Source organism: Rugamonas sp. (genome assembly GCF_025354735.1).
In the GTDB taxonomy this organism is placed as follows: domain Bacteria; phylum Pseudomonadota; class Gammaproteobacteria; order Burkholderiales; family Burkholderiaceae_D; genus Rugamonas.
This window is the reverse complement of the sequence record NZ_JANXMI010000019.1, coordinates 1-11,371: the sequence shown is the minus strand read 5'-3', so window position 1 is coordinate 11,371 and position 11,371 is coordinate 1. Positions and strand designations below refer to the sequence as shown.

Annotated in this window: 11 protein-coding genes and 1 pseudogene; 2 read left to right on the top strand and 10 right to left on the bottom strand. The window is 65.4% G+C overall.

The annotated features are described in order from the left end of the window. Both Q0S71_RS01715 and Q0S71_RS01710 read right to left on the bottom strand, forming a co-directional pair. A pseudogene (locus Q0S71_RS01715) lies at positions 1–364 on the bottom strand (hypothetical protein); the annotation flags it as partial. An 85-nt stretch (positions 365–449) separates the two neighbouring features. Next, entirely contained in the window at positions 450–956 is a 507-nt protein-coding gene (locus Q0S71_RS01710) for a CinA family protein (protein WP_295990440.1), read from the bottom strand. Positions 957–1,134: 178 nt separating this feature from the next. Here Q0S71_RS01710 and Q0S71_RS01705 point away from each other — a divergent pair, with 178 nt between their 5' ends. Then, positions 1,135–3,726: an EAL domain-containing protein gene (locus Q0S71_RS01705; protein ID WP_295990438.1), complete on the top strand. Its 2,592-nt coding sequence runs from the start codon at positions 1,135–1,137 to the stop codon at positions 3,724–3,726. Positions 3,727–3,777: 51 nt separating this feature from the next. Here Q0S71_RS01705 and thiL read toward each other — a convergent pair whose 3' ends face one another. The 5 genes from thiL to Q0S71_RS01680 form a co-directional block, all read right to left on the bottom strand. Further along, the gene (thiL, locus tag Q0S71_RS01700) at positions 3,778–4,749 is read right to left on the bottom strand and encodes a thiamine-phosphate kinase (protein ID WP_295990435.1); all 972 of its coding nucleotides are present in this window, start codon (positions 4,747–4,749) and stop codon (positions 3,778–3,780) included. A gap of 30 nt (positions 4,750–4,779) precedes the next feature. Next, positions 4,780–5,166 (bottom strand): hypothetical protein, encoded by a 387-nt coding sequence (locus Q0S71_RS01695; protein WP_295990433.1) that lies wholly within the window; start codon positions 5,164–5,166, stop codon positions 4,780–4,782. Positions 5,167–5,264: 98 nt separating this feature from the next. Further along, positions 5,265–6,494, bottom strand: coding sequence for an FAD-dependent oxidoreductase (locus tag Q0S71_RS01690; RefSeq protein WP_295990430.1), 1,230 nt, complete (start codon positions 6,492–6,494; stop codon positions 5,265–5,267). A gap of 153 nt (positions 6,495–6,647) precedes the next feature. Continuing rightward, complete coding sequence (locus Q0S71_RS01685; protein WP_295990428.1) at positions 6,648–6,812, bottom strand: rubredoxin; 165 nt, start codon at positions 6,810–6,812, stop codon at positions 6,648–6,650. Between the two features lie 68 nt (positions 6,813–6,880). After that, a complete protein-coding gene (locus tag Q0S71_RS01680; RefSeq protein WP_295990426.1) occupies positions 6,881–7,372 on the bottom strand; it encodes a rubrerythrin family protein in 492 nt (163 codons plus the stop codon). Positions 7,373–7,643: 271 nt separating this feature from the next. Here Q0S71_RS01680 and Q0S71_RS01675 point away from each other — a divergent pair, with 271 nt between their 5' ends. Continuing rightward, entirely contained in the window at positions 7,644–9,962 is a 2,319-nt protein-coding gene (locus Q0S71_RS01675; RefSeq protein ID WP_295990423.1) for an NADP-dependent malic enzyme, read from the top strand. Between the two features lie 64 nt (positions 9,963–10,026). On the opposite strand, the gene Q0S71_RS01670 is transcribed toward Q0S71_RS01675, so the two are convergent. The 3 genes from Q0S71_RS01670 to Q0S71_RS01660 all read right to left on the bottom strand — a co-directional run. Further along, on the bottom strand, positions 10,027–10,155 hold the full coding sequence (locus Q0S71_RS01670; protein ID WP_295990415.1) for a hypothetical protein: 129 nt from the start codon (positions 10,153–10,155) through the stop codon (positions 10,027–10,029). Positions 10,156–10,157: 2 nt separating this feature from the next. Continuing rightward, positions 10,158–10,769, bottom strand: a complete 612-nt coding sequence (locus Q0S71_RS01665) for a flagellar biosynthesis sigma factor (protein WP_295990410.1) — start codon at positions 10,767–10,769, stop codon at positions 10,158–10,160. A 2-nt stretch (positions 10,770–10,771) separates the two neighbouring features. Continuing rightward, the coding region (locus Q0S71_RS01660; RefSeq protein ID WP_295990408.1) for a flagellar biosynthesis sigma factor at positions 10,772–11,371 on the bottom strand (600 nt) is incomplete at its 5' end.

Sequence of the window (11,371 nt, the reverse complement as noted above, 5' to 3'; positions counted from 1 at the left end):
GGATGTAGACCTTGCGGCCCGATTCCTCCAGCAGCGAGAAGCAGTCGTTCTCGATCAGGTAGCCCATCAAAGGGGAGAAGGTGTTGGCGCCGTTGTCGATGACGCAGTTGCCGTCTTCTTCCAGGATGTCGATCATCAGCGCGTCGAAGCGCTTGGGATCGATGGTGCGGCTGTCGGTCATCACGGGCACATGCTTGACGTCCATCGCCTTGTAGCGCGAGAAGGTCGCGTTCTCCTGGTCGGTGTCGTAGCAGCGCAATGGCGTCTCGTCCTTGCCCGCGATCCACTGCGCCAGGATGGTCGACACCAAGGTCTTGCCGATGCCGCCTTTACCTTGGAGAATAAAATGTACCGAATTTTGCATCAATTACTCCAGAATCGCTCGAATGCGTCGAGAGTAATTGTTTTGTGACGGGATGGCAACCGCCAGCCCGCAATCAGTCGCGCATTTAGTCGATAAACCGTAGCAGACCCTGCAACGCATGGATGACGGTCTGTTCGCGCACCGCCTTGCGGTCGCCGGCGAACACCAGCCGCTCGGTGTGCACGGTGTCGCCGTTGGCCCAGCCGAAGCACACGGTGCCGACCGGCTTGCCCGGCACGGCGCCGGTGGGGCCGGCGATGCCGGTGGTCGACACCGCCACGTGGGCGTTGCTGGCGCCCAGCGCGCCGCTGGCCATGGCCGCCGCGACTTCCTCGCTGACGCTGCCCATCTGCGCGATCAGCGCCGCCGGCACGTCCAGCATTTCCGTCTTGGACGCGTTCGAATAGGCGACGAAGCCGCAGTCGAACCAGCCGGTCGAGCCGGCGATCTCGGTGACCGCCTGCGCCACGCCGCCGCCCGTGCACGACTCGGCGGTGGCCAGCAGCAGCCCTTTGTCCTGCAAGGCCTGGCCCACCTGGGCGGCCAGTTCGATGATGTTGGTGGTCACTTCAAGCTCCTTCGGTTGCGGCATGCGATCTTCGTTTCAGTCCACTTTACCATGCCGGTTTGGACGATGCCAGCGCGACACACCCCCGCGACCAAGCAGGGTTACAATTTACTGTCGTCCGCGCAATATTTTACATAACATTGTAGCGACGGCAAGGATCGCGCCGCCACGCCGCACGGGCGCCCACCGCACCGGAGCCGTCATGATTAGTGCCACCGACATCTTGCAAGCGAAGATCTTGATCGTCGACGACCAGCCGGTCAACGTCGAGCTGCTCGCCTATCTGCTCGGCAGCAGCGGCTACCTGGCCGTCAGCTCGACCACCGACCCGCGCGTGGTGGCCGGCTGGCACGCCGAGCACTGCTACGACCTCATCGTCCTCGACCTGCACATGCCGGGCATGGACGGCTTCGAAGTGATGGCCGCGCTCAAGCCGCTGGAGGAGGGCAGCTACCTGCCGGTGCTGGTGGTGACGGCCGATCCCGACAAAAAACTGGCGGCGCTGGAAGCGGGCGCGCGCGACTTCATCGGCAAGCCCTTCGATCCGCTGGAGGTGCTCACGCGCATCCGCAACCTGCTCGAAGTGCGCCTGCTGCACCAGGAGGCCAAGCAGTACAACGCGCTGCTCGAACGCACGGTGCGCGAGCGCACGGCCGAATTGCAGCGCTTCCGCAGCGCCATGGACGCCACCGCCGACGCCATCTTCCTGCTTGACGAGGCCAGCCTGGTCCTGGTTGACGTCAACGACGGCGCCTGCCGCATGCTCGGCTACAGCCGCGCCGACCTGCTGGCCCAGGGCGGCGCGCAGCTGGCGCTGGGCGGCGCCGGGCCGCTGCGCGAACAGGCCGACAAGCTGCTGCAAGCCGGCGCCAGCGGCCCGGCGCGCGCGCCCGACCTGGCCGAGGTCGACCTGGTGCGCCGCGACAGCGCCGTGGTGCCGGCCGAAGTCTACTGGCAGTTGCAGGAGCGCGCGGGCCAGCAGACCATCTTGCTCGGCGTGGCGCGCGACATCAGCGAACGGCGCCACGCGCAGCAACGCCTGCGGCACATGGCCCACTACGACAGCCTGACCGGCCTGCCCAACCGCACGCTGTTTTACCAGACCCTGGCCGAAGCCATCGAACTGGCCAAGGACAAGCAGTGGCGCATCGTCGTGCTGTTCATCGCGCTCGACCGCTTCAAGGGCATCAACGACACGCTGGGCGCCGAGCGCGGCGACGAGCTGCTGCGCCAGTTCAGCAACCGTCTGGTGCAGTGCGTGCGCATCCGCGACACGGTGGGCCGCATGGGCGGCGACGAATTCGCGCTGATCCTGACCATGACGCGCGACCAGCAGGACGCCGTCTACGTCGCCAACGCCGTGCGCGAGGCGCTGCGCGCGCCGTTCGACCTGCAGGGCCAGGCGGCGGCGCTGACGGCCAGCATCGGCATCGCCATGTACCCGGACGACGCCACCGATCCGGCCACCCTGATCCAGTACGCCGACACGGCGATGGACCGCGCCAAGGAGGCCGGCCGCGACGGCTACCGTTTCTTCACGGCCGGCATGAACGTGCAGGTGCTGGCGCGGCTGGACCTGGAAATCGCGCTGCGCCGCGCGATCGAACGCGATGAGCTGATGCTGTACTTCCAACCCAAGATCAATCTGCACACGGGCCGCATCGCCGGCGCCGAGGCGCTGCTGCGCTGGCACCGCGGCGGCTTTGGCCTGGTCTACCCGGCCGAATTCGTGCCGGTGCTGGAAGACACGGGCCTGATCGTGCGCGTCGGCGCCTGGATCATCGACGCTGCCTGCCGCCAGATCGCCGCGTGGGCGCGCACGCCGGTGGGGCCGGTGCGCATCGCCGTCAATGTGTCCAGCCGCCAGTTCGTCGAGGGCGACCTGGAACACGACATCCGCCAGGCGCTGGCCAAGCACCGGGTCGCGCCGGAGCTGCTGGAACTGGAACTGACCGAGACGGCGCTGATGCAGAACGCCGAGCGCACCATCACCGTACTGACCAATCTGCGCGAGCTGGGGATCAAGATCGCCATCGACGATTTCGGCACCGGCTATTCCAGCCTGGCGTATTTGCAGCGCTTCCCGATCGACAAGCTGAAGATCGACATCGCCTTCGTGCGCGACATCACCACCAACCCGAACGACGCCGCCATCGCGCTGGCCATCATCAGCATGGCGCACAGTTTGAAGATGCGGGTCATCGCCGAAGGCGTCGAAACGCGGGCGCAGCTCGAATATTTACGCCGCAACCGCTGCGATGAAATCCAGGGTTATTATTTCAGCCGGCCGCTGACGGCGGCCGACCTGGGCGAACTGGTGGCCAGCGGCGCCGGCCTGCCGGCCGAAGCGGATCGAAGCACGCAGCCGGCGCAGACGCTGCTGATCGTCGACGACGACGCCAACGTGCTGTCGTCGCTGCACCGGCTGCTGCGGCGCGACGGTTATCACATCTTGACGGCGCTGTCGCCGGCCGAAGGCTTCGAGTTGCTGGCGCTGCACCCGGTGCAGGTGGTGGTGTGCGACCAGCGCATGCCGGTCATGAGCGGGACCGAATTCCTCAGCAAGGTCAAGGACATGTATCCCGACACGATACGGATCATCCTGTCCGGCTACACGGGCTTGGAAGCGGTGCTCGACTCGATCAACCGCGGCGCGATCTACCGCTTCTACACCAAGCCGTGGGACGACACCCAGCTGCGCGACAATATCCGGCTGGCGTTCCACCATTATTGGCTGATGCACGGCAGCGGCCGCAGCGTCGGCGTGCGGGAGGAGGACAGCACCGCCCTGTGAACCCGGTCGGCCCGTGCGCCGAAACCGGGGCCACGACAGCGGCCGCCGACGTCAGGACGCGAAGTGATCGAAGCCGGCCAGTCGCAAGTCGAGCGCCTGTCCGCCCGCATCGACCAGCCGCAAGCCCGTCTCGGCCTCGATGCGTCCCACCCGCGTCACCGGCGTGCCCACGCTGTCGGCCGCCGCCAGTATCGCCGCGCGCGCGCCGGCCGGCGCCGTGAAGCACAATTCGTAATCGTCGCCGCCGGCCGCCGTGTAGGCGCGCCGCAGCGCCGCGTCGCGCGTGGCCAGCACCGGCCCGGCCGGCAGCGCGTCGACCTCCATCGTCGCGCCGACGCCGGACATCTTCAAGATATGTCCCAGGTCGCCCACCAGCCCGTCCGAAATATCGATGGCCGCATGCGCCAGCCCCTGCTCGGCCAGCAGCCGGCCCAGCGCCACGCGCGGCGTCGGCGTGTGCATGCGCACCGCGCTGGCCTGTTGCTCGGCTTCGCTGAGCGTGACCTCGTTCCAGTAACCGGCCAGCGCCAGACGCGCGTCGCCCAGCGTCCCGCTGATCCACAAATCGTCGCCCGGCCGCGCGGCGGCGCGGCGCAGCGCCTGTCCCGGCGCCAGTTCGCCGAACACGGTGATGCAGATGGTGAGCGGGCCCTTGGTGGTGTCGCCGCCGATCAGCTCACAGCCGTGGGCGTCGGCCAGCGCGAACAGGCCGGCCGCGAAGCCGGCCAGCCAGTCGCGGTCGGCCGCCGGCAGCGCCAGCGCCAGCGTGAACGCGACCGGCCGCGCGCCCATCGCCGCCAGGTCCGACAAATTCACGGCCAGGCTTTTGTGACCGAGCTTGAAGGCGTCGGCGCCGGCGAAGAAGTGGCGGCCTTCGACCAGCATGTCGGACGATATCGCCGTCTGCATGCCGGGCGTGGGCGTCAAGAGCGCGCAGTCGTCGCCGATGCCGAGCGTGGCGCGGGCGGCGGCGTGGGACGGGCGGACGAAGTAGTGTTTAATCAGGTCGAATTCGGAGAGCATGCGCCATTGTACCGAATCGTTTGCCGTCGTTCAGGCGGCGCCGATGGCGAGGTGGGCCGGCAGCGCGGACGCCGTCAAGAACAGCCAGTCGTGATTGGCCAGGCGCACGGCGACGCCGTCGACGTCGAAGCGGCTCAGCAGGTCCGGCGTGAAGAACAGCTGCGGCCCGGTCTCGTACGCGGCGCCGGCCAGCATCACCAGCAGCTTGCACGGGCCGGCTTCCAGCGTCAGCGCGTCGGGCGCCAGGCGCGCCAGCTGTCCGCGCCCGGTCTGCATCAAGCCGCCCAGCGAGCGGGCGTAGACGAAACACAGCGCGGCGCCGTCGCGCTGCCAGCCCAGCATCTGCCGCCACGGATCGTCGCGCGGGTCGGCGGGGAAGGGGAGGGTGGTGCCGCCAGCGTTGATGAGGGTGGACATGCCGATGCTCCGTGATGGACGATCAGGAGCACCAGCATACCTCAAACGCGGATCGGCTCCGGCCCGGCTTGCGCCGCCGGTTCCGTTGCAGATTCCGCTCAGGTCTGCGCGGCGCTGGTGGCGGCGTCGTGCAGCGTGTGCAGCGCGGCGAGCAGCGTTTGGCGCAGCGCCGGCGTGTGCTGCGACAGGCCGAAGCCGCGCCGCACGCCCTGGTCGTCGACGAAGTGGGCCACCGTGCGCTCGCCGTCGTGGTGCTCGGCCCAGGTGCCGGCGGTGCCGGCCGGCGGCGGCAGCAGCGCCAGTTTGTAGCTCGGCGTCTTGACGATGACGGCGTCCGCTTTCAGCTCGATGGCCGTCGGCGTGCCGGCCAGCGTGGCGGCGATGGCGCGCGCCGCCGTCAGCAGCGGCGCCACGTAGGGCAGCACGGCACCCGCCTTGGCCGCGCCATGGTCGGCGCCGAATTCGCTGCCGTATTCGGCGCAGTCGCCCAGCGCGTAGATATGGGCGTCGCTGGTGCGGCCGTAGCGGTCGATCTGGATGCCGCGTCCCGTCTTCAGCTGCGCGCTGTGCGCCAGGGCGATCACGGGTCGCAGGCCGACGGCCGACAGCACGATGTCGGCGTCGACCTGCTTGCCGTTGGCGAGGCTCAGGCGCAGCGCGCCGTCGTTTGTCGCGTCGCTTATCGCGTCGATGGCGCTGGCGGTGGTGTTGAGTTCCAGCGCGATCGAGCGCGTGGCCCACGCATCGCTCAAGCCCTGCGACAGCGCCGGCGCGGCCAGTGCCGCCAGCGGCCGCGCGTTCGGGTCGACCAGCGTCACGTGGTGGCCGGCGGCCGACAGGTCTTCGGCGAATTCGCAGCCGATCAGGCCCGCGCCGAGGATGGCGACGCGGGCCGGGCCGCCCAGTTGTTCCAGGTGCTGGCGGAACACGGCATAGTCGTCGATGTGGTTGATCGACAGCACGCGCTCGGCGGCGTCGCCGGCCAGCGGCAGGCGGATCGCCTGCGCGCCCAGCGCCAGCACCAGCTGGCTGTAGGCGATGGCGCCGCCGTCGGTGGCGATGGTTCGGGCGGCGGCGTCGATGGCGAGGACGCGGGTGTGGGCGACGATGGTGGCGTCGAGCTGGGTCGCCATCTGTTCGGCGCTGGCCGACACCAGGGCGCCGGCCTGCTTGTTCAGCGCGAAGGCGTTCGACAACATCGGCTTGGCGTAGGAGCCGCCGCTGTCGGCGGTGACGATGGTCAGGCGCGAGGTTTTATCGAGCTTGCGCAGTTCGCGGGCCAGGCTGTAGGCAGCCATGCCGGCGCCGATGATGACGATGGGGTGCATGTTTTTTCCTAATTGGGTACAGGGCGCGCGCGGAGAAAGGCGCGCCGGGGACGCGTACATCGGGGTCGGACCCCGGTCGTCACCGCCCCCGATTGAAGTCGGCAACTGTTCGGCTCACTGCGCGCCAGCGGTTTATCGACGCCGGCGCCGGAGTCAGATCTCTACCATGTCGAAGTCGGACTTGGCGACGCCGCAATCGGGGCAGGACCAGTCTTCCGGGATGTCGGTCCACTTGGTGCCGGCGGCGATGCCTTCTTCCGGCAGGCCGAGCGCTTCGTCATAGATAAAGCCGCATACGACGCATTGGTAGGTTTTCATGTTGTTTTCCTTAAATGATATAAATAATATAAATCGTATAAATCGTATAAATCAATGACAAACCCGGTTCACGCGGCGGCGGTCAGCTTGGCCAGCGTGGCCTTGTAGTGGTTGGCGTGGCGCTCTTCCACGTTGGCCAGCGCGGCGAAGCGCTTGGCGGCGATTTCCAGGGTGCGCTGGAAGGCGGCGGCGTGGACTTTCGATTCTTCGATCTGTTCGTCGAATTCGGCGACGGCGGCGCTGTTGCCTTCTTCGATGGCCAGGTGGCGGAACTGCGGGTACATCGTGGTGTATTCGTAGACTTCGCCTTCGATGGCGATTTCCAGCGCCTTGGCCGGCGTCATCTGCGCTTTCGGATACAGCAGGTCGAGGTGGCCGAAAGCGTGCATCACTTCCTGGTCGGCCGTGTCCTCGAACACCTTGGCGACGTCTTCGGCGCCGGCGGCGCGGGCCAGCTTGGCGAAGTAGCGGTATTTGATGTGGGCCATCGATTCGCCGGCGAAGGCCGATTCCAGGTTGCCGATGGTGACCGATTTGACGCCGTTGTCTTGAGTTGCCATGTTATTTCTCCCGTGAGGTGCTGCGCTTGGTTTCGATTAATTAATGCAATCGCGTTGAGAAGGATAATAGCCAAATACTTTCGATAGTGAAAATTGATTGTATTTATCGAATCGATAGTCTTGGACTGTAAAGCAAGGCAAAAACTTACCGCTAATGACAATTTGTAGTAAAAACCACCATGCCGCTTGGTGAAAATACCTATCTAGTAGAAACATTCAGTCTGATAAAATCGTAAGCTTTCCGACCGTACAAACAGGAAGGCTGCACAGCATGGATTCGTCATCTGATCAAAAAGAGGAACTTCGCCAACAACTGCGCCTTGCTGCGCTCGAATACCACGAGTGCCCGAGACCCGGCAAGATCAGCGTCACGCCGACCAAACAACTGACTAACCAGCGCGACCTCGCGCTGGCTTATTCGCCCGGCGTGGCCGCGCCCTGCGAAGAGATCGTGATCGATCCCGCCAACGCCTACAAATATACCGCACGCGGCAACCTGGTCGCCGTCATCACCAACGGCACGGCCGTGCTCGGCCTCGGCAACATCGGCCCGCTGGCCGCCAAGCCCGTCATGGAAGGCAAGGGCGTGCTGTTCAAGAAGTTCGCCGGCATCGACGTCTTCGACATCGAAATCAACGAGCAAGACCCGGACAAGCTGGTCGCCATCATCGCTTCGCTCGAGCCCACCTTCGGCGGCATCAACCTGGAAGACATCAAGGCGCCCGAGTGCTTCTACATCGAGCGCCAGCTGCGCGACCGCATGAAGATCCCGGTGTTCCACGACGACCAGCACGGCACCGCCATCATCGTCGGCGCGGCCATCCTGAACGGCATCAAGGAAGTCGGCAAGGACATCAAGTCCTGCAAGCTGGTGGTGTCGGGCGCGGGCGCGGCGGCGCTGGCCTGCCTCGACCTGATCGTCGACCTCGGCTTCCCGCTGGAAAACATCTTCGTCACCGACCTGGCCGGCGTGGTCTATAAAGGCCGCGTCGAGCTGATGGACCCGGACAAGGAACGCTTCGCCCGCGAGACCGACGCGCGCACGCTGGCCGAAGTCATGCCCGGCGCCGACATCTTCCTCGGCGTCTCCGCCGGCGGCGTGCTGAAACAGGACATGGTGCGCCAGATGGCGGCCCGTCCGCTGATCCTGGCACTGGCCAACCCGACCCCGGAAATCCTGCCGGAAGACGTCAAGGCGGTGCGCGACGACGCCATCATCTGCACCGGCCGTTCGGACTATCCGAACCAGGTCAACAACGTGCTGTGCTTCCCCTACATCTTCCGCGGCGCCCTCGATTGCGGCGCCACCACCATCACGCGCGAAATGGAAATCGCCGTGGTCCACGCCATCGCCGACCTGGCCCACGCCGAGCAGTCCGACATCGTCGCCACCACCTACGGCTTCACCAACCTGTCCTTCGGTCCCGAGTACCTGATCCCGATGCCCTTCGATCCGCGCCTGTTGATCAAGATCGCGCCGGCCGTGGCCAAGGCGGCCGAGGAGTCGGGCGTGGCGACGCGGCCGATCAAGGATCTGGAAGCGTATGCGGACAGCCTGCAGCAATTCGTCTACCGCAGCGGCACCTTTATGAAGCCGCTGTTCCAGGTCGCCAAGAAGGCCCACATCGACCTCAAACGCATCGTCTACGCCGAGGGCGAAGAAGAACGCGTGCTGCGCGCGGTGCAGGTGGTGGTCGATGAAAAACTGGCGCGTCCGATTTTGGTCGGCCGTCCGGCGGTGCTGGAAACGCGCATCACCAAGTTCGGCCTGCGCCTCAAGCAGGGTATCGACTTCGACGTCATCAACCCCGACCACGACGAGCGCTATCGCGAATACTGGCAGGCGTATTACGAGATGACCAAGCGCGCCGGCGTGACGCAGGAATACGCCAAGCTGGAAATGCGCCGCCGCCACTCGCTGATCGGCGCCATGATGATCCACAAGGGCGACGCCGACGGCATGATCTGCGGCACCTTCGGCACCACCAAGCTGCACCTCGACTACATCGACCGCGTGCTGGGCAAGCGTCCCGGCGCCTGCGTCTACGCGGCCATGAATGTGCTGATCCTGCCGGAACGCCAGATGGTGATGGTCGACACCCACGTCAACGAAAATCCGACCGCCGAGGAACTGGCGGCGATCACCATCATGGCGGCCGAGGAGATGACGCGCTTCGGCCTGTCGCCGCGCGCGGCGCTGCTGTCGCACTCGAACTTCGGCTCGTCCGACAGCGCCTCGGCGCAAAAGATGCGGGCCGCGCTGGCCCTCATCAAGGAGCGCGCGCCGGAGCTGGAAATCGACGGCGAAATGCACGGCGACGCGGCGCTCGACTCGGCCCTGCGCAAAAAGCTGATGCCCGATTCGGCGCTCCAGCACGACGCCAACCTGTTGGTGATGCCGAATATCGAGTCGGCCAACATCGCCTACAACCTGGTCAAGACGGCGGCCGGCAACGGCATCGCCGTCGGTCCGATCCTGCTCGGCTGCGCCAGGCCGGTCCACATCCTGACGCCGTCGGCGACGGTGCGCCGCATCGTCAACATGACGGCGCTGTGCGTGGTCGACGCGGTGGCTGAACGCAAGGCCTGAACTGGATTGCTGACGCAGGTTTCCACATAAAGACGCTCCCGTTCCTCTTGGACGGGAGCGTTTTTTATTCGCCGATCAGAAGTGCGATCTGCGCTTCCTTCGCTGGCATGGGGGCGCGCAAGCGGACCGCCGCCAGCGCCAGAACGGCGGCGAGTGCCAGACCGAGCGAGCCGTGCTGCCAGCCGATGCGCATGGTTATTCCACCCACGGTTTGGCTAAGTCGAGCGAAATGAGGTAACGTTCCTCGGTTGGGTGGCTGTTATCCTTAAAGCGGTTCACGTCCAACATCACTTGATACCTGTCGCCGGCCTGCCAATAGGCAGTACCCCCCTTGTTCACATCGCGCAATTGCGCGCGCCATTGGGGAGTGTCGGCGAAGGGCGGATACTCCTGCGCTTTGATAGGCACCCATCCACCTTTGCGCAATTGTGCCTGCAAGTCCAAGACAATTTTCAGCGTATCGTCGAGCAAAAGCGGTTCAACTTGTGGCGACATGCGCACACTATCGATCACTCCTTCCATATAGCTCACGGTGAAGAAACTGGCGAGCGGCGTTATGAACCCATACTGCTTGTCAATAAAGCGCAAGCGCGCATCCGAATGAGGGATGTTGTACCACTCCGTGTTTGGAATCGCCGGATCGATGACGGCACTGGAGCGCTGGCGCATGGCCTCATAGGGCTCGCCAATCAGGAGCGCGATCTCCGGTTCCTTCGCTGGCCCGTGGGCGCACAAGCGGACCGCCGCCAGCGCCAGAACGGCGGCGAGTGCCAGGCCCAATCCGCCACGCTTCCAGGCGATGCGCATCGCTATCTCACCCACGGTTTGGCCAAGTCGAGCGAAATGAGGTAGCGCTCCTCGGTGGGGTGACTGACGTCCTTAAAACGGCCTACGTCCAACATCACTTGATACTTGTCGCCGGCCTGCCAATAAGCAGTACCGCCCTTGTTCACATCGCGCAATTGTGCGCGCCATTGGGGAGTGTCGGCGAAGGGCGGATACTCCTGCGCTTTGATAGGCACCCATCCACCTTTGCGCAATTGTGCCTGCAAGTCCAAGACAATTTTCAGCGTATCCTCGAGCAAAAGCGGTTCAACTTGTGGCGACATGCGCACACTGTGGACGACCCCCTTGTTGTAGCCCACGGTGAAGAAACTGGCGAGCGGTGTCACGCACCCATACTGCTTGTCAACAAAGCGCAAGCGGGCATCAGACTGGGGAACGTTGTACCAAATCTCGTTGGGAATCGCCGGGGCGATGGCCGCACTGGAGCGCTGGCGCATGGCCTCGTAGGGCTCGCCAATCAGGAGCGCGATCTCCGGTTCCTTCGCTGGCCCGTGGGCGCACAAGCGGACCGCCGCCAGCGCCAGAACGGCGGCGAGTGCCAGGCCCAATCCGCCACGCTTCCA